The sequence below is a fragment of the Acinetobacter sp. SM1B genome, from assembly GCF_003289665.1.
GTDB lineage: Bacteria > Pseudomonadota > Gammaproteobacteria > Pseudomonadales > Moraxellaceae > Acinetobacter > Acinetobacter schindleri.
In genome coordinates, this window is sequence record NZ_QMBM01000001.1 from 935,442 (window position 1) to 956,540 (window position 21,099).

Genomic DNA, 21,099 nt, shown 5'->3' on the forward strand with positions numbered 1-21,099 from the left:
AGTGATTTCCGATCGACAAGCACATGCAGTGATTCCGCCAAGAAAAAATGCAAAGCCTTGGAAAGACAAGCAAGCGAGATCTATAGAGAGGAATGAATTATTGAAAACGGTCAAACGCCTAGAAAGAGTCATTTGGAAAAAGTGGTCTGGGTATCATCGCCGAAGCTTGGTAGAAACCAAGATGCATTGCATTAAATTATTGGGCGATAAACTGAGTGCAAGGAGCTTTTAAAGCCAAGTCAATGAGATTCATGCACGTGTGGCAGTCCTCAATAAATTCACTGAATTAGGTCGACCTCATACCCAAGTTGTCTCTTAAATTTGAGTAGCTTAGGGGAACTCTAGTTTTTAAATCTTTGTGCAACAAAGCCCCTCGATTACCAATCTTTCAATTTTTGGTCAGTACTATGGAAAGTACGCTTCATCAAGTTCGAGTGATCAAGGCGGAAGTATCGGTTTGGAACTGAACTGGTAAAAAATGATTTAATAAAAAACCGGCATAGGCCGGTTTTTTATTAAAGATAAATCTTTAAAATATCAATAAATTACTGGGATATTTTTTTATAGATTTTTCATAAAATTTATAAGTTTTCTGAGTATTTACACATTAAATAAAGAGCTTTTAATGACGACAATATTATTTTTTGACTTCAATTTTCACTAACGCCAAAGCAATCCTGTCCACATGCTGATAAGCCGGTTGTTCTAATTCTTCTCCAAAGATGTCCGGGTCAATCTCTTCATAAGACCAGCTGATATTTTTATACTGCTTCATTAATTTTTCTAAATACTCTACAAAACGATTGCCATCCTGAGTGACGGTAACGCCTGTATATAAGAATATACATCCCCGTAGATTAAGATGCTGGATACCTTCTTTAATGATGCGAAAAGAGAGAGCATTGCCATCTAGCTCATCACCGCCATGCCGGTATTGACGTTGATGTGGGTCGATTAAATAGGGGGGATTGGCAAAAATCAGGTCAAACCGGCCTTGCAGATTTGCAAATAAATCACTCTGTACCGGATGGATTTTTTTTAAACCAGCAAAGTCGATATTCATTTGACTATATAACAGGGCTTTCGGATTAAGATCCGCGACAATCAACTCATCATAATCTAGAAAATTTTTTGCGATACTGACGGCAGCTGCCGAAGTACCACAACATAATTCAACTGCGCGTTTCAATGGATCAGATCGGCTCGCTAAATATTGCTTCAAGTGATAGGCAAAACGATAAGTATCTGGGCCAAAAAATACTGCATCCTGTTCTATGGTCGGAAAGGCAGAGTGAATAAATAACGCATTGTTAAGAGAAGCTACTCGTACCTGACTTAAATATAAGTTTTCCTGAATTTTGAGAAGCTGATGTTCTTCGAGTATGGAAAAAAGCGCAGGATCAAGATCTGTTTTTTTAAATCCAAGATTCCAGCCAAATATATCCTTTAGCGTAATTTTTTTGTTTAAATCATTTTGTTTACGATCCAGAATCCGTTGATGAGAAAGTGGGGTAATTGCAGTAAATTGATAGTCTTGCTGTTTTAAGAAATTCAATAAATAAAGTAAAGCCTGCTGTTGGCTGGTTTTTATATCTAAGATCTGGTTCATAAGGATTTTCTCTTCTGATTCTTAGAAAATATCAAGTAATCATTCTGTTGTGCTCATAATAAAAAATGACTCGGAGGATAGCCATAAGAATTGGTTAAGTTTCTTCGTACGTGATAGATAGATGGTTGCTTAAAATGAATAAGCTTAATCATCGCTGAAAATGAGGAATACTTAGGTAAAGAAGTGCTGTGGATTGGTATTATTTATTTTTATCTGCAATTTTGCATAGAGAGAAATAAGTTCACGATATAAAAAATAAAGGCTATTCACCTTGCAGATGAATAGCCTTGTAGAACTAAAATTGATAAAAATCTTAGTCTTTGACTTCCGGCAAATCAAACCAGATTACTTGAGCATCATCCAGAGCTCTCATATCCACTACATCCAGAAAAGCAATTGCATCACCTGCATTTAGGGTGTATTCGGCAATCTGTACTGCACCTGAAATCACATGCACATAGTTAATATGCTGAGTGGCTTTGATTGCTAAAGCCTGATCTTTTTTGATCACTGCGGTTTTCACTTCAGCATTCTGACGAATATGCATCGGTGCGTTATCATTTGGTCCACAAATGAGATGCCACTGGTTAGGTTGTTCACGTGGATCCAGCTTAATTTGCTGATAGTTCGGTTGTGCATCATGTTCGTTTGGAATGATCCAGATTTGTAGCAAATGGACCTGTTCATCACCTTGGTTCATTTCACTATGGCGAACACCTGTACCGGCACTCATCAGTTGCCACTCACCCGCAGAAATCCCGCCGTGATTGCCCATGCTGTCCTGATGGGTAATCGTACCTTTAAGTACACAGGTCAGGATTTCCATATTGTCGTGTGGGTGTTGACCAAAGCCTTGATGACCATCGATCAAGTCGTCATTAATCACACGTAGTGCGCTGATACCCATATATTTAGGGTTATACCAGTTACCAAATGAAAAGCTGTGTTTAGATTCCAGCCAGCCCATTTTGACATGACCACGGTTTTCGCTTTTATGCAGGAAAGCATCCATTTTTCATCTCATCTATTTTTTTAACATGATCCTATCTTAGCGTTGTATTTATTTTATAAAAAGCCTATCCATGCGACAGATCATTGCAGTTTTGCAACGATCTGAATTTTATTGAAGCATAAAAAAGCCCACTCGAAAGCGGGCATTTTTTATATAGAACTGATTATTCCAGGAAGCGGACAGTTACACCTGACTTCACTTTACGGCCAAGATCATTGGCATCCCAGTTGGTCAAACGGATACAACCGTGTGAATAAGACTTGGAAATCATCGATGGATTTGGCGTACCATGAATACCAAATGATTTCTTGCTCAGACCAATCCAGATATTACCGACTGGACCATTCGGGCCAGGTGGTAAGGAAAGCGGTTTAGTGTTATTACCTTGAACAAAGTTAGAAGGTGAATAGCTATAATATGGGTTACGCGCCACACCTGTTACTTTATAAGTACCCGTTGGAGAAGGCGTGCTTGTATTACCAATACTTGCCGGGAAAGAGGCAATCATTTTATTTTTGCTGTTAAACAGATACAGCTGTTTGGCACCTTTGTGCGCTACAATCAAATGAATGTCTTCAGGCAGGTTGTTACGGACATTAGCAACCAGAAGTTTTTGGCCTGCTTTACTGAAGTTTGCTCCTGGATTGAGCTGTTTCAGGAATGCTTCATCCATGTGGAATTTTTCAGCAAGCATTTCCGACATGCTGGTGTAGTACAGACCAGGCATTTTAGCCTGTAGCGCATAATCAGATGGAATTGATTTTGCCAAAGGTACTTTCAGATCGTCTGCTGAAATGGTGTATTCGACAAATGCAGGCTTAGACGCTTGCAATTCTATCAACTTATCCCAGGTTTCTTTGGTCAATGTACCGGTCGGCTTGATACCATTCATTTGCTGGAAAGAGGCCAGCGCTTTCAGGGTATTTTTACCACTGGTTCCATCAATTGCACCTGGCGAAGCATGAGCATTGTTCAACATGACATGTGCACGTGCGTAAACAGGGAACTGACCTTTACCGATGTCTTCATACCATTGAGCATTATTCAGACCATCTAGCGTCCAAGATGCTTTATTGGCATGAGCAGACGTACTTTTAGCGGCTGCTGTTGGGGCAGCACCGATATCCGCATTTTGATCTTCAGCTGCCTGCAGGCCATCCAGGGTTTCAGAAGCCTGAGTAAGATCGCTTTGTTCCCGAGCTGAAATAGGAGTATCTGTAGATTTGGCTGCTGATGCTTCTGTAGCAAGCGGATCGATCGGGTCTTGAACCGTAACATCGGTCGCTACTTTCTTGGGATTTAATGGCTGTTCAGTAGCAGAAGCAGCGAAGGCAGTACCTGCAATAATGCAACTTAAACTCATTGCGAGCATTGTGCGAACGAACATGTAATTCAACCTAATTATTCATAAACTATTTAAATAACGTAATAAGTATTACAGAAAAACTATGGAGATGCAGTAGTTGTTTTGTGACACCCTTAATTCTTCACTTATGATGATCGATTTTTAAAGTAATGTGAAGTTATTAAAAATGGAGGCTTTTTGCTATGATGTCCTGAATGTCAAAGATTGATGGTAATGTGAATGACGACCTTAAAAAATGATCGTTTTCTGCGTGCATTGTTGCGTGAACCTGTAGATACCACACCCGTATGGATGATGCGCCAGGCAGGCCGTTATTTACCAGAATACCGTGAAACACGCGCCAAGGCAGGGGATTTTCTGTCTCTTTGCAAGAATACCGAATTTGCCTGTGAAGTGACCTTGCAGCCGCTACGCCGTTATGAACTTGATGCTGCCATTCTATTTTCGGACATTTTGACTGTGCCGGATGCATTAGGTCTGGGTCTGTATTTTGAAGCCGGTGAAGGTCCTAAGTTTCATAAAACCGTACGTACCGAGCAGGATGTAGCGAATCTGCCAGCATTTAATGCCAAATCAGATCTGGACTATGTCATGAATGCGGTTACTACGATCCGTTCAGCATTAGGTGGACAAGTTCCCTTAATTGGCTTCTCGGGCAGTCCATGGACACTGGCGACTTATATGGTTGAAGGTGGTTCCAGTAAGGATTTTCGCTTTACCAAACAAATGATGTATGCACAGCCTGAAGTGCTGCATGCATTACTTACACGTCTGGCAGATGCAGTAACGGATTACCTGAATGCTCAGATTGATGCAGGTGCTCAGGCGGTACAGATTTTTGATAGTTGGGGTGGTGCACTAGCGCATCGTGAATATATCGAATTTTCACTTAATTATATGCAGAAAATTGTCGCAGGTTTGCAGCGTGAAAAAGAGGGTCGCAAGATCCCTGTGATCCTTTTCACCAAAGGTGGTGGCCAGTGGCTTGAACCAATGGTAGCAACAGGTGCAGATGCTTTTGGACTGGACTGGACTACGCCGTTGAATGTTGCCCGTCAGACTGTTGCTGGTCGTGCAGCACTACAAGGCAACCTTGATCCTGCAACCTTATATGGTTCTCCAGACGCAATTGCTAAAGCTACCCGGCTGATGCTGGACGATGCATATGCTAATGGTGAAAAGACCGGTTATGTGGCAAATCTTGGACATGGCATTACACAATGGGTAGATCCAGCCCATCCTAAAGCGTTTATTGATACCGTGCATGAGTACAGCGCTAAATATCTTTAGGATGTAAACCTTGATCGACCTACTCAAATCAGGGTTTGAATTTTCTTATAAGGCAGCATCGGCTGCCTTATTTGGGATCTTACTCCTGCTGGCTTTTGCTTTTAGCGCTTCAATCGGGAGTGAACTCTTTTACGGCTTCTACCGTTATGACTACCTTCTATTTTATGCTCTGGTGATTCAGGTCATTCTGTTATATGCCAAATTAGAATCCTGGCCAGAAGCCAGAGTCATTGCGCTATTTCATATTCTGGCGATGGTGATGGAAATTTTTCTGACTCATCCAGCGATTGCTTCCTGGCATTATCCACAACCCGCCATTTTCAAGATCTTAACCGTCCCGTTGTTTGCAGGCTTTATGTATTCAGCTGTAGGCAGTTTTTTTGCGCGTTCATTACGTCTGTTTCAGGTCTCTTTTAATCACTTGCCTGGTTTTGCCAATATGATGGCACTGGCTGTGTTGTCCTATATTAACTTCATGAGTAAGTTCTTTATTCCAGATTATCGTATTCTTCTTTTTATCTGGAGCGCGCTGATCTTCTGGAAAACTAAAATCCGCTTTCAGCTGAACCGGCATTCCTTTCAGTTGCCGATGTTACCGGTCCTGGCTTTACTGGCCTTTATTATCTGGATTGCGGAGAATATCAGTACCTTTTACCAGATCTGGCTCTATCCAAGTCAGGTAGAAAAATGGCATATGGTTGGCTGGGCAAAATTAGGTTCCTGGTACTTGTTATTATTGCTCAGTCTGGTGCTGGTTATGAAGATTTTAGGGGTACGTGATTCTAGAGGAAATTGGCAGTTGAAAGCTTCTTCATAAAATTAATGTTTTCTTTGGTTAACATGGACGTTTTTAACATTGCGTATCGATCAGCTTCCAGCTAATCTGCTTAATGTGTAATATAAATTACATAATTATATCAATAACAAAGATGCAGAGAATAACCGAAGAATAAGTATGTTGAAAAAAATTATGCTCGCAGCAGTATTAGCGACTGGTTCGAGCCTGGCGATGGCTGACAATGATGTTGGTTGTGGTGTCGGTAGTCAGGTGTGGGCAGGTCAGTCAGGCATTATTCCTAAACTGCTTGCTGGTACTACAAACGTTCTGTTTACTAACCAATGGCTAGGGATTACTTTCGGTACCTTGGGTTGTAGTCAGGGAGGAACAGTCACGGCACAAGTTGTGACGTTTACCAATGAAAATGCGGAAGCATTGGCACGCGATATGGCTGTTGGTGAAGGTGAAAGCCTGAATGTACTTGCAGAATTGCTGAATATTAAATCTGAAGATAAGGCACGCTTCTTTACTTTATCCAAGCAGAATTTCTCTGAAATCTATTCAGAAGAAAATCAAAATACTTTACAGGTTTTGAGCTCATTACAAAACGTGATGGCTAAAGATGAAGTGTTAAAATCTTACATCTAACGGATCCTTAAAAAACCCTGCTACTGGCAGGGTTTTCTTATGACTATAAAAACCCGAGAATACGTTGACTGAATGAAATATGCCTTTTTACTCATAGCTTTGCTATCGAGTCCCGTAAGTTTTGCTACGACCATTTCCCCAGATATTCAGCCTTATCTTGATCAGGCGGTACAGAAGCAGCTGTTTAAGGCGGAAACCTGGCAGCGTTTAATGTATGCCAATAGCAAAGGTCAGAGTGAGGTCAGCTACTCTGGTTATTTTCTGGCAGAGCAGGGAGGAAGTAACCTGCAACAGGAAATGCAGCAGAATATACAGGCATTATTTTTAGCAGCTGCCCCCAACCAGTCCGTGCGCTGCAAGTTTCCCGCACGTAGTCACTGGCTCATGCAGCAGTTAAATATCTCTGAGCAGCAATTGCCTGAGCTAAGTTGCCCTGATCTTGAACGCTGGATTGGGGAGGTTAAGCCTTATAAAGCTACCCTGATTTATGCGACAGATTTTATGGGGAATCCGAGCTCAATGTTTGGGCATACTTTGCTGCGTCTGGACCCTAAAGACCAGCAGGAACTCAAGCTGATTTCTTATGCAGTCAATTATGCAGCGACCGTAGACAGCAATGATAACTGGTCTTTTGCCTGGAAAGGCTTAACCGGGCAATATCCGGGTGAATATTCACTGATGCCTTATTATCGTAAGGTCAAAGAGTATGGGGATTTTGAAAGCCGAGATTTATGGGAATATGAACTTAATCTGACGCCCGAAGAAACCACTTTTCTAGTACAGCATCTGTGGGAAATGCAACAGGTCAATTTCCCTTATTATTTTATTAATGATAATTGTTCATATCGTCTCTTAGGTCTGCTCGACTTAGTCCGACCTGGACTGAATCTGCAAAAACAGTTCGGTACAACCGCTATTCCGGTAGAAACCCTAAAAGTTGTCGAGCAGCAGGGGCTGATTCGGGAAAAAATCTATCGACCAGCCCTCGAAACCCAGTTGCTGGCTCAATCTCGCCAGCATGGTAAAGTTCTGGCAAAAACTGCACATCAGGTCGCTTATGTAGAAACTGCTAAGATGTCTGAGATCTTGCACAACTATCCTGCTGAAGATCAGGCCAAGATACTGGAAATGGCCTATGATCATTTATATCTGGATTTTCTGCGTCAGGAAGTAGATGAAGCATTTGCCCAACCACGCTTTCGCAAGTTATTGGGATTAAGAAGCCAGCTGGCCATAGAGAAACAGCGTCAGCAGCCAGAAACTCCAAAAGTAGATCCGACCCAAAGCCATCATGCACGTAATTTCGTATTTAAGGCTGGACAGGTACAGGATCAAACTGCGATTCAGTTAGGTTTCCGTCAGGCTTATCATGATCTGATGGATCCACAAGGCGGATTACGCACAGGCACTCAATTATTATTTCTCGATGGTGCGCTGCAATACCGTGATGATCGTATCAAACTGGAACATCTAGACCTGTTAACAGTTAATTCTTATAACCCGATTCATGCATTTAAGGTTCCGTTGTCTTGGGGCTTTAATCTGAGCTGGAAACAGGAAGCTCTTGACCGGGAAGGAGGGTTCAGTACTGAACAGCAGCATGGTGTAGCCAATTTTCAGGTACAGGGTGGCTATAGCTGGGCTAATGCCGAACGTGAACATCTATGTTATGTGCAATTACAAACGCATGTGCAGGCTGGTAAAGCACTTGATGAGGGCTGGCGTGCAGGTCTGGGGCCAACCGCAGGCTGTCAGAATATCTGGACGGACCGAATTAACAGTCTGGTACAGATAGAGCTCCCTTATTGGCATGACAGTCAGCAATGGATGCTCAACCTGAATACAGAATTGCAATATAGCCTAAATATGCAAAATGCCATTCGGATTGGATGGCAATACCAGCAGCAGGGGAGTCTGGACTGGCAGGCATTGCATTTACACTATATTCGTTATTTTTAAGTGAATTTTCTAGTAAAATCTCTAAAAGTTACTGATTTAAATAAAAAATAGAAGTTACAAAAATATAAGGATTTTGTGGCTGTTTTAGATGTCGTTTCATCAAAATTATGGATGTATGGGGTAACGATAGCTTATAAATTTGATATATTGTTCACCTAATTTATTGGGGTGTTTGAGTATGGACAATGAATGTATGGATATGCTAGCGGGACAGTGGCAGCATATATGCCAAAATTATTCATCAGATGATTTAGTCCATGCCTTCTAGTTTATACAGGATAATGCCCTGATACTGGTGGAAGAGTTTTATAAAAATATGCTGGTGGAAAAAGAGTCGGCAGAGTTCTTTTCTGATGATCTGATTCAGCAGCGCCTGCGCAACACCTTGCATCAATGGCTGTTAGAAAGTTTTAGTGTCGGTATTAATAAGCACTATTTACAGGCTGTACAGAAACAGCATACCGTCGGTCATGTCCATGCCCGGGTAGGTATTCCATCCTGGCTGATTATGCGTGGTGTACGTGAAATTGAACGCAAGATATTTGAGCTGTTAGAAGAAGATGAACAGTTGCTGACGCTGACGACCTGTAGCTATCTGGTACAGGTTATGAGCTTTGCCACTGAAATCATGTGCCGTTCCTATGAGGCAAAAACTGCCAAAAATCAGGAAATAAAGCATAGTTATCGTCTGTTCTCTGCCATGCAGGATGTTGCAGTACAAAAAGATAAGCAGCGTAGTTGCTTACTCGACTGGGAAAATGAGCTGATGTACAAAGTGTTCTCAGGTCAGGAAACCTTACGTCATCCGCTACTGTCCAAATCTGAATTTGGCCTATGGTTTATTCATAAGGCCTCGTATGCATTTACCGGCTCAGATCAAGTTCAGCTAATTATTGAACGCATTCATCAGGTCGATACGCTAAATCAGATCATTTTAGAATGTCAGGACAAAACAAAAAAACTGAACCTGATTCAGCAGATTCGTGAGCTGAATCGTGAGATTCAGCATCTGATTGATCAGCTATTTCAGGTGGCAGAATATATTGAATCGGGAAATGATTCCCTGACTCAATTACTCAATCGTCGCTATCTAAATACCATTATTTCCCGCGAAATTACTTATTCACGTCAGAACCAGACACCGCTTGCCTTATTGGCGCTGGATGCCGATTTCTTTAAAACCATTAACGACAAATTTGGTCATGCGGCGGGTGATCTGGCCCTGAAATTTATTGCGGATGGATTACAGAAATACAGTCAGGGCAGTGACTATGCTTTTCGTGTGGGTGGTGAAGAATTCTTGCTGTTACTGGTCGATACCGATCAACGCCGTGCCATGAATATTGCAGAAAATATCCGTAAATTTATTGAAGAAGGCATAATTACGACTGCACAGGGTATGCAGTTCAAGTTTACCGTGAGTATTGGCTGTGTGATTTATGATGGTCATCCGGATTACCAGAAGTTCCTGGATACTGCCGATACAGCTTTATATGCAGCAAAAAATACTGGTCGTAATCGGGTGTATCTGGCAAAAAATGACCCGGATACACGAGTATTGAATACGCCATCAATGACCTAAATTATTGATGGGATTGCAGCGATTCAATCCAGTCTTTAAATTTCTGTTTTTGCTTAATGTACTCGGGATGCAGTTTGGCTTCATCCCATTTTTGTTTAAAGATACGTGCTGCGGCAGCTTTAACGGGATCTTCTCGCTGACGAGGCAATTCGTCTCTGCCGTGAGCGCCGCTCAATCCTTTTTTGTCATCTGGCACCGGACCGTCATATTTTTTACCCCCTTTATGATTGGCATAGCGGCGGGCACGGGTATAGCCCATCTGCAAGAATTTACGTGCCATATCCGCACCAATAAAATCTTCCTTTTCCAGATAATCCAGAAACATGGCATAAATCTTAGTACTGCTCGCTTGGGCCTTCTCTTCATCGGCAAAACGCCAATGTGGCAAAATTTCCGATTTATACGGTTCAACTGAAAGCACGCCCTGTTCACCACGTCCAATCCGGTACAATTCAGGCCGTTTTCTAAAATCAATTTTTTCAAAATCCAGCGAGTAATCAAAACTGGTCGAAACTACCCGTGAGGTTTTACGGGGAACATTTTTTGAAACTTTTTTAATCGTCATATTTTCTCCTTATGTATCTATATTTCCCCTATAACCATGAATGCCTGTCTGTATTTTTGAAGTCCATGAGCTTTCTTAAAATGTATGTATTTTTTATTAAGTGCATATACACAAGCAGATCAATCTGCATAACTGAACAGATGATCAGGAATAATGTAGGATGGAAGTGTGCTAAAGCGGGTAGTGATGCTGTAATGAATTGTAGAAGTCGAATTTATTTATAATTTTAAAAAGAAAAACCTGCAAAAGCAGGTTTTATGCTTCAACTACGACAAAGTATTTTTTGACTGCCTCTACCACTTCAAAAGTACCGACAAAGCCTGGCGGAATAATACCTGCATCACCGGCTTTGATTTCTACATAACTTTTTTTGTTGGCATCATGCAGGCGAACTGTACCTTCAATGACCGTAAAGAATTCCTGTTTATTCTCAGCAAACACAATATTCCATGCACCGACTTCGCATTCCCAGATACCACAATTCATATTGGGATGATCATACAAGCTTTGTGTAGAACGTTTAGGATTGCCAGCGACCAGGCGATCAGGACGGGGATAATCAATTGTGGTTTCACTCTGGGTTAAACCGTGACCTGCTAACCAAATTGATGACATAGTGAATCCTCAAGCTAAAGTTATCTGAAATTGAACAAATTAAAGCACATATAAAAAAGCCTCAACAAGTGTCGAGGCTTTTGAAATCAAAACGATTAGTAAGCTTCAGGTACTGCGCTCAGGAATTCACGACGTTCTTCTTTATTGGTTTTAAAATCACCCACAAAAGAAACAGTACGTGTTGTTGATTCCTGCTTGCCCACACCCCGCATCATCATGCACATATGCGCAGAATCAATCACCACAGCCACACCACGTGCGCCAGTCACTTCAGCCACTGCTTCTGCAATTTGCTGGGTCAGATTTTCCTGAATCTGTAAGCGACGTGCAAACATTTCAGTAATACGGGCAAATTTAGACAGGCCTAAAACACGGCCTTCTGGCAAATAAGCAATATGCACACGGCCATAGAATGGCAATAAATGGTGTTCACACAGCGAATAGAATTCGATATTTTTGACCAAAACCATCTCATGGTTATCAGACGGGAATACTGCATTATTGGTCACTTCTTCCAGAGTCTGGCTATAGCCGGAAGTTAAATACGAAAACGCTTTCGCAGCACGCACAGGCGTATCTTTGAGACCAGGGCGATTTAAATCTTCACCAACGGCAGTAAGAATGTTTGCGTAGGATTGCTGCATAGTCATATGACGTATTCACTTACACTGAGATAGAACAAGGACGGCATTGTAGCAGAAAACTATTACATTGCCTTAATTTGGAGTTAATTCCGATTACTGTTTGAACTTTGGATTCTTTTCCGCACGCTTGAGCAGAACCAGCACAGCGCCAGTACCGCCCTGGTTTTCAGGTGCGCTGACAAAGGCCAAAACGTCACGATGCTGACGCAGCCAGCCATTTACGTAGGTCTTTAAAATGGCTTCCGGACCTTTACCATGTACGATCTTAATTACGTTCTGATTTTCATCTTTCGCCATCTGGATAATTTGCAATACTGCAACACGTGCTTCTTCCACGGTACAGCCGTGCAGATCGACTGCTTCATACCAGCGCAGATTGCCGGCTTTCAGATCTTCAAAGACTTTATGCTGTAGGGTCGCAATGCGATAGCTCAGCGCAGCCTGACTTCCGACTGGATTCAGCATGGCCTGGGTATCAGAAAGGGCAGTTTCATCAGTCTGCATCGGACCTTCAGCAGCAGCACGTTTGGCTAGTGTCTGTGCATCCGGTTTTTTCTTGCCGGCTTTTTCGATTTTTGCGATATTGCTATTATCGATTTTTTGTACACCCTGCATCTGTTTACGAAACAATTCCAGCTCATCAGCTTGTTCCTGTTCAGGTGTTTTCACCGCAGGTGCTTCAACTTCAACGCGTGGCTGTGGATTGCTGATCTGTTTTTTAAATTGCTTTAGTAAGTTAAACTGATCTTTGGAAAGCGAAGAATCGTGTTTGCTCATAATCAAAAAACATGCAAGATGCGAAAATATTGATAAATTATAGTCCTGATTCAAGAAAATGAGAACTGCATTGCGCTTATACTGTTTAGGTATTCTGTTCAAGTGAATATTTAAATGAAATTTAAACGTGAATATACAATAAGAGCTCACGTTTATTATTTGATTTTTTAGGTCTTACTGTTCATATAAGCAGAATGTATTTGATTATATCCAGGCTGATAGGCTGATAGGCTGATAGGCTGATAGGCTGATAGGCTGAATTTTAGAGAGAGATTTCAAGCTGGGGCAGAACAGAAAAACAGATAAATTAGAAGGTCTAAAAGTTGATTCAGGGAGTAGGAAGAATCAGGGCAAAACGAATTTTGCCCTGAATTGAAAATTTTTATACAGCTTCTGGTTCACCAAACAGTTCGCGGAATGCATGATCCGGACGCGGCTGTTTCATAAAGCTTTCACCAACCAGAAAGGCATGAATATCATGTTCCTGCATCATCGCGACATCTGCAGGTGTTGAAATACCACTTTCAGTCACCAACAGGCGAGATGGATCGAGTAACTGTTTTAAACGCAGTGAGGTATTTAAATCAACATCAAAGGTCTTCAAGTTACGGTTATTTACCCCCAACAGGCAGCGATCTGAAAGTTTAAGCGCACGTTCGAGTTCGGCCTCATCATGCACTTCGACTAAAACATCCAGATGATGCTCAAAAGCAGTCTTCGACATTTCTTCCAGTTGCTGATCAGACAGGCAAGCCACAATCAGCAAGATACAGTCTGCATGTAAAGCTCGCGCTTCAATCACCCCATAAGGATCAATCAGGAAATCTTTACGTAGGGCTGGCAAATCGCAATGCGAACGTGCAATCTGAATATTCTCATCAGCACCCTGGAAGAAATCCACATCGGTCAATACGGATAAACATGCAGCGCCTGCATCCTGATACTGTGCGGCAATTTCCGCTGGATTAAAGTTTTCACGGATAATGCCTTTGGATGGAGAGGCTTTTTTGATTTCAGCAATCACCCCCGGGCGCTTAGCCAGCAATGATTGAGCAAAGCCACGTACAGGTGTGGCAGCTTGAGCCAGCTCTTCAACATCCTTATAACTTTTTTGCTTCAGACGTGCAGCAAATTCTTCTTTTTTCCGGTCTACGATCTTACCTAGAATCGTATTTGCGATATCTACCATGATTAAAAATTCCTGCTGTCTTAGATGTCGTATTCTTTGAGCGTATTGCCAAATTCTGCCAAAATGCCCATTTTTTCTAGAGCTTGCCCCCCATAAATAATGTCATGGGCAAGAGCAACACCCTGTTTATAGCTGGTGGTTAAACCAGCTACATAGATACCTGCACCAGCATTAAGCGCCACCATATTTGCGGCTTTTTCACCAATTTCAGATTTCTTTTTGCTTAATGCGTCTTTAATCAGTTTTAAGCTGTCGGCAGCACTGTCAATGGTTAGACCTGTTAAGGTTTGAGAGGCAATATCGACCTGTTCAGGAATAATTTCCCATTCAGTGATTTCACCATTCTTGAGTTCAGCCACATAAGTTTTAGATGCTAAACTGATTTCATCTAAACCATCTTGTGAATGCACTACCATGACGTGTTCAGCACCGAGTTGCTTAAGCACTTCAGCCATTGGGCGGCACAATTCATGTGAGAAAACACCAATGACAAAGCGTTTTACTCCAGCCGGATTCGTAAGCGGGCCGAGTAAATTAAAAATACTACGGAAACCCAATTCTTTACGTGGCACAGCGGCATATTTCATCGCTTTGTGATGATTTGGGGCGAATAAAAACCCTACACCAATTTCACGAATGCAACGTTCACTTTGCTCAAGACTCAGATCAAGGCGGATACCTGCTTGCTCTAGGACATCAGATGAACCTGATTTACCAGAAACCCCACGACCGCCATGTTTAGCAACAGTTCCGCCTGCAGCCGCAATCACAAAACTTGAAGCAGTAGAGACGTTAAATAAGTTCTGACCATCACCGCCTGTGCCAACAATGTCGACCAAATATGGCAAATCGCTGACATCAATTTTCAGTGCCAATTCACGCATTACACGTGCTGCAGCAGTAATTTCATCGATGCTTTCGCCTTTTAAGCGTAGACCCATCATCAGGGCGCCAATTTGTGCATCAGTGGCTTCACCCGACATGATGCAACGCATCACGTCTTCCATTTGTGGCTGAGTCAGGTGAATGTTTTTTGTAATATGGTTTAAAGCTTGTTGAATGTTCATCATTATTTACGCATAAATTTCTAGGAAGTTTTTAAAGATTTGATGGCCATGCTGGCTCAGGATGGACTCCGGATGGAACTGCACACCTTCAACAGGCAATGTCTTATGTTTTACGCCCATGATTTCTTCCATTGAGCCATCTGCTTCATTGGTCCAGCAGGTCACTTCCAGACATTCCGGCAAGGTCGCCTGATCAATCACCAATGAGTGATAGCGCGTCGCAGAAAATGGAGAAGGCAGGTTGCTGAAAATCCCTTTGTCACTGTGATACATGTCGGATAGACGGCCGTGCATGACACGTTTAGCGCGTACAATGTCACCGCCAAATGCCTGACCAATACTTTGATGGCCGAGACATACGCCTAATAGCGGAATCTTGCCAGAAAAGTGCTGAATCGCAGGAATGGAAATACCGGCTTCACTTGGAGAACATGGACCAGGACCAATGACCAGATACTTGGGTTGCCATCGCTCAATATCTTCCAAAGTCACGGCATCATTACGGACTACTTTTACTTCTTGATTCAGCTCGCCAAAGTACTGGACGATGTTGTAAGTAAAGGAGTCATAGTTGTCGATCATTAAAAGCATGAGCTTAACCTATTGAAATTAATGTACTTAAATTGTGCTTGAGTAATTCAGAGCGTGCTTTATTAGCAGTTTTTTAGCTAGCTAGAAAAGCTGACTAAACTGTTGATTTCATTGTGTGAAAATAAAGCGACAATCATCATAGCAAATAATCTGAAACTACGGCGCAACAATTTGCCCAATTTTTCTGCTTAGCCAAATGAACAGGGTTGATAAGGCTCAACACATACGGTGATATAACCAAAATATAGTAAATAACTAAAAGTAAGTTTAGGTCAAAAAATATGTATACATAATTTTGATGCTTTAATTTTTTTATGAGTTGCTTTAAAAAAACAACAGTTGATTAGCAGGTGGAGAAAACGGAACAGTATTCTTATCGTTTATTTATCTAAAGTGACTCAATTTGGTGAGTATTTTCTTAACCTTAAACTTTAAGAAAAACTGAATATTTGCAGTAAAATACAAAAATACCTTTTAAATCGGTTAAGAACTCACCTAAAGTTTATAAAAGCTACATAAGCTCATCATTATTTACCAGAAATAACATCTATAGTGAATTTACCGCACTGTTAAGGTGCAGTGTGAAATCTAACGAAACAAAAATCACAGAGAATGCTTGAATATAGTGCATTTAATTATACAGACAGTATAATAGGCCGAAAGTATTTCTTTCAATCCACGTATTCTCATAAGGATTTCAAGATTTTAGCTATACTTTTAAAAGTTGGTACGGTAATTGCTTAATAACTACCAACTACTAACACGCACTTCGTAAGTGCAACAAAAAAACATCGGAGCAAATTGAGCATGGCGAACAAGGTCCTTCAACTCATCCAAGAAAGTGGCGCAAAATGGGTAGACTTCCGTTTTACAGACACTAAAGGTAAAGAGCAACACGTGACTTACCCAGCAGACACTATTGATGAAGATACATTTGAAGACGGTAAAATGTTCGATGGTTCTTCAATCTCTGGCTGGAAAGGTATTGAAGCGTCAGACATGATTTTACGCCCAGATGCTGAAACAGGTTTTATCGACCCGTTCTTCGCTGAGCCTACAGTTGTTGTGACTTGTGATGTCATTGAACCTTCAACTGGTCAAGGTTATGACCGTGACCCACGTTCAATCGCTCGCCGTGCAGAAGAATACCTAAAATCTACTGGTATTGGTGATACTGCATTCTTCGGTCCTGAACCAGAATTCTTCGTATTTGACGAAGTAAAATGGGAAATCGACATGTCTGGCGCTCGCCATACATTGATCGCTGAAGAGGCTGCATGGTCAACTGGCAAAGACTACGAATCAGGTAACTCTGGTCACCGTCCACGTGTTAAAGGCGGTTACTTCCCAGTTCCTCCTGTAGATTCTCACCACGATATGCGTGCAGACATGTGTGCAAAAATCGAAGAGATCATGGGCCCAGGCCGTGTAGAAGTACATCACCACGAAGTTGCATCTTGCCAGCTTGAAATCGGTGTAAGCTTCAACACAATGGTTCGTAAAGCAGACGAAGTACAACAGTTTAAATATGCTGTTTGGAACGTTGCGCACCAATACGCGAAAACTGCGACTTTCATGCCTAAACCAATGGTAGGCGATAACGGTTCTGGTATGCACGTTCACATGTCAATCTCTAAAGATGGCAAGAACCTGTTTGCTGGTGATGAATATGCAGGTCTTTCTGAAACTGCACTTTACTTCATCGGTGGTGTGATCAAACACGCGCGTTCATTGAATGCGATCACTAACCCGTCTACAAACTCATACAAGCGTCTGGTACCGCACTTCGAAGCACCAATTATGTTGGCTTACTCTGCGCGTAACCGTTCTGCTTCTATCCGTATTCCATACGTTTCTAGCCCTAAAGGCAAACGTATCGAAGCACGTTTCCCTGATCCAATGATGAACCCGTACCTAGGTTTCGCTGCATTGTTGATGGCTGGTCTTGATGGTATCCAGAACAAGATCCATCCAGGTGAAGCTGCAGACAAGAACTTGTACGATCTTCCTCCAGAAGAAGAGGCTAAAATCCCTACAGTGGCACACAGTCTTGAAATGGCTCTTGAAGCGCTTCAAGCGGACCAGGATTACCTGCTTAAAGGTGGTGTGTTCACTAAAGAAATGCTTGATGCCTATATCGAGCTTAAAACTGAAGAAGTACGTCGTCTGAACACGACTACTCACCCAGTTGAATTTGATATGTACTACAGCCTGTAATTCTTCCAAGAATTTCACTGTAAAAAAGACCCGCCTTTGTGCGGGTTTTTTTTGTATGATGTTGTTATTGATTAAAGATAAATGATTATGGCAGCACGTAAAAAACATACTGGCTTTTTTCCCTGGATTGATCCGCAAGATCACAGTAAAGGTTTTAAACTGAATTTTTCTGAAGTGACCTATATAGAAGTCGGACGTACACCTGAAGGTTATAAGCAGGTGGAATTCGTTGCATTGCGAAATCCTGAATTGGCTTTGGATTATAACTATCCGCAAAGCTTTTATATCACCACAGATGGAATAATTCTGAAAAAACTGCCAAGTGGCAAATATGAAGTTATCGCCAAGACAGATAATGCCTGATCATGAAGTTGGGAATGTTGTGAGTTTAAAATTTAAGAATCAGCCTAGACAGCAAATACCAGCTGTATTTCGGGAATGGCTATATGCATCAGGATCATTAACCCAGCAATTAACTGATTTGGCAGATGGGCAATTTAGGGTGCAGCCATTAAAAGAACATTTTCAGCGTTTAAGCTTTGAAAATGCCAGCTGGATGGGGATGCCACATCAACATACCTCTTGGGTGCGGGAAAGCTATTTATATGGTTGTGATGAACAACCTTGGGTGAAGGCTAGAAGTATTTTCCCGATTTTAAGCCTGCAAAAACGGGCACGGATTTTTCAGTATATTGGATCGAAGCCGATTGGCTGGCTGTTATTCCAGCGTACTAATCCGCATTGTGAGCGTCGTGTGATCTATCTTGAAGATGGGTGGACCCGCCAGAGCTGTTATACTTGGCATGGCTGTAAATTTATCGTACAAGAAACATTTTTACCGGCTTTCCAGCAATATATAGAAAATCAACAGGCTTAACTTGATATGGCAACTGCACAAGCAATTAACTGGCGTGAACGTCTGAGCGCCTATTATTATCTTTGTCGTTTTGATAAGCCCATTGGCACAGAACTGGTTTTTTGGCCCACCATGTGGGCGCTTTGGGTGGCTGCAAAGGGAATACCTGATCTGAGTATTCTGGTGCTAATGATTCTTGGTGTCATCTTTATGCGTGCAGCAGGTTGTGCCATTAATGACTTTGCCGACCGAAAGGTGGATGCACATGTGGAGCGAACAAAAACACGTCCACTGGCAACTGGAATCATTAGTGGTAAAGAAGCAGTAATGGTATTCCTGGTGCTGGTGGCTGCTAGTGCCTGCTTGCTGTTCTTCTTACCGATTGAAACGTTCTATTGGTCATTTGGGGCTTTATTTCTAGCTTTCATTTATCCTTTTATGAAACGCTATACGCATTTACCGCAGGTATTCTTGGGTGCGGCATTTTCATGGTCCATTCCCATGGCTTATACCGCAGTAGGGCAGACTCCGGATTTAACCTGCTGGTTGCTGTATTTTGGTAATCTGGCCTGGACTGTAGCATATGACACCCAATATGCGATTACGGATCGTGAATATGATCTTAAAATTGGGGTGAAATCGACAGCTATTTTATTTGGCCAGCATGACATTCAAATTATTAGTGCTTTACAGGCCGTTAGTATTGGGTTGATTGCTGCGGCACTTTGGCTGGAAAATTTATTGCTTCCATTTGGTCTGGCTGCACTCATTGTTGTAGCTATTGATTTTATTTACCAATGGTACAAAACACGTGATCGAGATCCTCAATGGTGTTTTTGGGCATTCCGGCATAACCGTTGGGTAGGGCTGATGATTTTCCTGGGAATCTTTGCTGCATTTCTGTAACTGCATGCTGTCGATTCATAACAAAAGCATCCTATAAGGGTGCTTTTTTTTATGATTAATTCAAATCTGCTTCATGAAAATATAAACAACAATAAGGGATTAGAATATGAACAGCATAATGAAAAACGGTTTCAAAAAAACTTGTCTGGCGGTCATATGTTCAATGACATTGTTAATGACAGCATGTAATGACGATGATGATGATTCGTTTCGCCCCCAGGAAAGGGTATTTTTAAATCAGCAGTCGTATGATGCAGATACCTTACCTGAAGCTTCAGACATTCAAGTCATACGCTATAACATGCCAAATGTACGAGGTGAGCGTGCTGAAGCGACAGCCATGGTTTTTTATCCAAATACACCTCAACCTCAAGATGGTTGGAGGGTTGTGGTTTGGGAACATGGTACAGTCGGTAGCGGTGATTCTTGTGCACCAAGTAATAACCAGCTGAATAATAATTTTAAAGGACTGGCTAGCAGCTTGCTTGCACAGGGATATGTGATCGTTGCACCTGATTATGAAGGGCTAGGTACTCGTGGGATTCATCCTTATTTAAACTTAAAAAGTGCTGCACAATCGGCTATCTATGCTGTAAGAGCCTTTAAAGAACAACAAGGAAATCGATTTAATGGTGCTTGGGTCTCAGTGGGACAATCACAAGGAGGGCATGCATCACTTGCTACAGCACAGTTTGCTGATGAAGATCCAAATTATAAGGCAGCAGTTGCAGCAGCTCCGGCTTCAAGTCTGGGTTATATTATTAGTGAAGTTGCACCGCAAGCGCTAAATGGTCTGGTTGAGGCGGGGCAAGATGATGTGGCAAAAGCAGTCTATGCGGAATTGCTTGCTTACGCCGCCTATGTGGCAGTAGGCATTAAAGCCTATGAACCAAACTTTAATTATCGCAATATATTTTCAGATCGTGCAGGGATTGTGGCTGAAAAAGCAGAAGGCACGACTGGAGAAAATGGGCTTTGCCTAGGGCCACTGATTGCTGAATATATTCAAGATATTGATAATTATTTGGTTGATAATCCAGAGCAGACTGTCGTTGATTATCCAGGATTAGTAGAAAATTTCCAGGATAATCCGTCGGTGAAAAAGTTTCTTGAGGACAATCAGCCTGCAACTGAAAAAATTAATGTTCCTGTAATGATCATTCAAGGTACTTTAGATATGGCTGTACCGTATCCAGTAACAGATGGTTTGCAGCAAGGCTTAAAAGATATGGGTACTGCAGTGACTTTTGTACCGGTAGTTGGTGCTTCACATACTGAGGCCATTGTACTAAGTAGAGACCAGTTAGTAAGTTTCATTAATACTCATATGCCTTCAGGTATTTCTGTGAGTCCTTAATCAAAAAAAGGAGCTTCGGCTCCATTGCTGTCCCACAATTTTTCACAAGAGGAAGCTCAAATGAGCTTCCT

Annotated in this window: 19 protein-coding genes and 2 pseudogenes; 11 read left to right on the forward strand and 10 right to left on the reverse strand. The window is 41.9% G+C overall.

Annotation, left to right across the window (positions count from 1 at the left end):
* Nucleotides 1-319, forward strand: a pseudogene (locus C8322_RS04415) (transposase); the annotation flags it as partial.
* Between the two features lie 318 nt (nt 320-637).
* On the opposite strand, the gene C8322_RS04420 reads toward C8322_RS04415, so the two are convergent.
* The 3 genes from C8322_RS04420 to C8322_RS04430 form a co-directional block, all read right to left on the reverse strand.
* Nucleotides 638-1,609, reverse strand: coding sequence for a methyltransferase (locus C8322_RS04420; protein WP_111810411.1), 972 nt, complete (start codon nt 1,607-1,609; stop codon nt 638-640).
* A 313-nt stretch (nt 1,610-1,922) separates the two neighbouring features.
* Nucleotides 1,923-2,621: a pirin family protein gene (locus tag C8322_RS04425; RefSeq protein WP_108675903.1), complete on the reverse strand. Its 699-nt coding sequence runs from the start codon at nt 2,619-2,621 to the stop codon at nt 1,923-1,925.
* Between the two features lie 163 nt (nt 2,622-2,784).
* Nucleotides 2,785-4,008, reverse strand: coding sequence for a L,D-transpeptidase family protein (locus tag C8322_RS04430; RefSeq protein WP_111810412.1), 1,224 nt, complete (start codon nt 4,006-4,008; stop codon nt 2,785-2,787).
* 198 nt (nt 4,009-4,206) lie between these two features.
* On the opposite strand from C8322_RS04430, the gene hemE reads away from it, so the two are divergent.
* The 5 genes and pseudogenes from hemE to C8322_RS04455 all read left to right on the forward strand — a co-directional run bounded on the left by hemE (nt 4,207) and on the right by C8322_RS04455 (nt 10,244).
* Complete coding sequence (hemE, locus tag C8322_RS04435; RefSeq protein WP_111810413.1) at nt 4,207-5,277, forward strand: uroporphyrinogen decarboxylase; 1,071 nt, start codon at nt 4,207-4,209, stop codon at nt 5,275-5,277.
* A 10-nt stretch (nt 5,278-5,287) separates the two neighbouring features.
* Entirely contained in the window at nt 5,288-6,094 is an 807-nt protein-coding gene (locus C8322_RS04440) for a DUF817 family protein (protein WP_111810414.1), read from the forward strand.
* Nucleotides 6,095-6,232: 138 nt separating this feature from the next.
* On the forward strand, nt 6,233-6,703 hold the full coding sequence (locus C8322_RS04445) for a DUF3015 family protein (RefSeq protein ID WP_004810609.1): 471 nt from the start codon (nt 6,233-6,235) through the stop codon (nt 6,701-6,703).
* 72 nt (nt 6,704-6,775) lie between these two features.
* Nucleotides 6,776-8,662 carry a DUF4105 domain-containing protein gene (locus tag C8322_RS04450; RefSeq protein WP_111810415.1) on the forward strand — a complete coding sequence of 629 codons (1,887 nt, stop codon included), beginning with the start codon at nt 6,776-6,778 and terminating at the stop codon, nt 8,660-8,662.
* Nucleotides 8,663-8,840: 178 nt separating this feature from the next.
* Nucleotides 8,841-10,244: pseudogene (locus C8322_RS04455) on the forward strand (diguanylate cyclase).
* Between the two features lies 1 nt (nt 10,245).
* Here C8322_RS04455 and C8322_RS04460 read toward each other — a convergent pair.
* The 7 genes from C8322_RS04460 to C8322_RS04490 form a co-directional block, all read right to left on the reverse strand.
* Complete coding sequence (locus tag C8322_RS04460; RefSeq protein WP_111810416.1) at nt 10,246-10,809, reverse strand: DUF4385 domain-containing protein; 564 nt, start codon at nt 10,807-10,809, stop codon at nt 10,246-10,248.
* A gap of 255 nt (nt 10,810-11,064) precedes the next feature.
* Complete coding sequence (locus tag C8322_RS04465) at nt 11,065-11,424, reverse strand: cupin domain-containing protein (protein WP_111810417.1); 360 nt, start codon at nt 11,422-11,424, stop codon at nt 11,065-11,067.
* A gap of 95 nt (nt 11,425-11,519) precedes the next feature.
* Entirely contained in the window at nt 11,520-12,068 is a 549-nt protein-coding gene (gene folE / locus C8322_RS04470; protein WP_171249847.1) for a GTP cyclohydrolase I FolE, read from the reverse strand.
* Between the two features lie 93 nt (nt 12,069-12,161).
* Nucleotides 12,162-12,845 carry a Smr/MutS family protein gene (locus tag C8322_RS04475; protein ID WP_005221425.1) on the reverse strand — a complete coding sequence of 228 codons (684 nt, stop codon included), beginning with the start codon at nt 12,843-12,845 and terminating at the stop codon, nt 12,162-12,164.
* 382 nt (nt 12,846-13,227) lie between these two features.
* Nucleotides 13,228-14,034: an indole-3-glycerol phosphate synthase TrpC gene (trpC, locus tag C8322_RS04480; protein WP_008303662.1), complete on the reverse strand. Its 807-nt coding sequence runs from the start codon at nt 14,032-14,034 to the stop codon at nt 13,228-13,230.
* A 20-nt stretch (nt 14,035-14,054) separates the two neighbouring features.
* Nucleotides 14,055-15,101, reverse strand: coding sequence for an anthranilate phosphoribosyltransferase (gene trpD, locus C8322_RS04485; RefSeq protein ID WP_008303664.1), 1,047 nt, complete (start codon nt 15,099-15,101; stop codon nt 14,055-14,057).
* A 6-nt stretch (nt 15,102-15,107) separates the two neighbouring features.
* Entirely contained in the window at nt 15,108-15,692 is a 585-nt protein-coding gene (locus C8322_RS04490) for an anthranilate synthase component II (protein WP_004893775.1), read from the reverse strand.
* Nucleotides 15,693-16,499: 807 nt separating this feature from the next.
* On the opposite strand from C8322_RS04490, the gene glnA reads away from it, so the two are divergent.
* From glnA to C8322_RS04515, 5 genes are all read left to right on the forward strand, one after another.
* On the forward strand, nt 16,500-17,909 hold the full coding sequence (gene glnA, locus C8322_RS04495; RefSeq protein ID WP_004810587.1) for a type I glutamate--ammonia ligase: 1,410 nt from the start codon (nt 16,500-16,502) through the stop codon (nt 17,907-17,909).
* A gap of 87 nt (nt 17,910-17,996) precedes the next feature.
* Complete coding sequence (locus tag C8322_RS04500) at nt 17,997-18,272, forward strand: hypothetical protein (protein ID WP_004810585.1); 276 nt, start codon at nt 17,997-17,999, stop codon at nt 18,270-18,272.
* Nucleotides 18,265-18,786 carry a chorismate--pyruvate lyase family protein gene (locus C8322_RS04505; RefSeq protein WP_008303670.1) on the forward strand — a complete coding sequence of 174 codons (522 nt, stop codon included), beginning with the start codon at nt 18,265-18,267 and terminating at the stop codon, nt 18,784-18,786. The genes C8322_RS04500 and C8322_RS04505 overlap by 8 nt, the downstream gene beginning before the upstream one ends.
* Nucleotides 18,787-18,792: 6 nt before the next feature.
* Nucleotides 18,793-19,671 carry a 4-hydroxybenzoate octaprenyltransferase gene (ubiA, locus tag C8322_RS04510; protein ID WP_111810418.1) on the forward strand — a complete coding sequence of 293 codons (879 nt, stop codon included), beginning with the start codon at nt 18,793-18,795 and terminating at the stop codon, nt 19,669-19,671.
* Nucleotides 19,672-19,789: 118 nt separating this feature from the next.
* Nucleotides 19,790-21,028 (forward strand): lipase family protein, encoded by a 1,239-nt coding sequence (locus C8322_RS04515; RefSeq protein WP_193759966.1) that lies wholly within the window; start codon nt 19,790-19,792, stop codon nt 21,026-21,028.
* Nucleotides 21,029-21,099: the final 71 nt, after the last annotated feature.

Coding starts and splice junctions, on each gene's coding strand:
- C8322_RS04420 (WP_111810411.1), bottom strand. CDS start 1,609: ATGAACCAGATCTTAGATATAAAAACCAGCCAACAGCAGGCTTTACTT.
- C8322_RS04425 (WP_108675903.1), bottom strand. CDS start 2,621: ATGGATGCTTTCCTGCATAAAAGCGAAAACCGTGGTCATGTCAAAATG.
- C8322_RS04430 (WP_111810412.1), bottom strand. CDS start 4,008: ATGTTCGTTCGCACAATGCTCGCAATGAGTTTAAGTTGCATTATTGCA.
- hemE (WP_111810413.1), top strand. CDS start 4,207: ATGACGACCTTAAAAAATGATCGTTTTCTGCGTGCATTGTTGCGTGAA.
- C8322_RS04445 (WP_004810609.1), top strand. CDS start 6,233: ATGTTGAAAAAAATTATGCTCGCAGCAGTATTAGCGACTGGTTCGAGC.
- C8322_RS04450 (WP_111810415.1), top strand. CDS start 6,776: ATGAAATATGCCTTTTTACTCATAGCTTTGCTATCGAGTCCCGTAAGT.
- C8322_RS04460 (WP_111810416.1), bottom strand. CDS start 10,809: ATGACGATTAAAAAAGTTTCAAAAAATGTTCCCCGTAAAACCTCACGG.
- C8322_RS04465 (WP_111810417.1), bottom strand. CDS start 11,424: ATGTCATCAATTTGGTTAGCAGGTCACGGTTTAACCCAGAGTGAAACC.
- folE (WP_171249847.1), bottom strand. CDS start 12,068: ATGCAGCAATCCTACGCAAACATTCTTACTGCCGTTGGTGAAGATTTA.
- C8322_RS04475 (WP_005221425.1), bottom strand. CDS start 12,845: ATGAGCAAACACGATTCTTCGCTTTCCAAAGATCAGTTTAACTTACTA.
- trpC (WP_008303662.1), bottom strand. CDS start 14,034: ATGGTAGATATCGCAAATACGATTCTAGGTAAGATCGTAGACCGGAAA.
- trpD (WP_008303664.1), bottom strand. CDS start 15,101: ATGAACATTCAACAAGCTTTAAACCATATTACAAAAAACATTCACCTG.
- C8322_RS04490 (WP_004893775.1), bottom strand. CDS start 15,692: ATGCTTTTAATGATCGACAACTATGACTCCTTTACTTACAACATCGTC.
- glnA (WP_004810587.1), top strand. CDS start 16,500: ATGGCGAACAAGGTCCTTCAACTCATCCAAGAAAGTGGCGCAAAATGG.
- C8322_RS04500 (WP_004810585.1), top strand. CDS start 17,997: ATGGCAGCACGTAAAAAACATACTGGCTTTTTTCCCTGGATTGATCCG.
- C8322_RS04505 (WP_008303670.1), top strand. CDS start 18,265: ATGCCTGATCATGAAGTTGGGAATGTTGTGAGTTTAAAATTTAAGAAT.
- ubiA (WP_111810418.1), top strand. CDS start 18,793: ATGGCAACTGCACAAGCAATTAACTGGCGTGAACGTCTGAGCGCCTAT.
- C8322_RS04515 (WP_193759966.1), top strand. CDS start 19,790: ATGAAAAACGGTTTCAAAAAAACTTGTCTGGCGGTCATATGTTCAATG.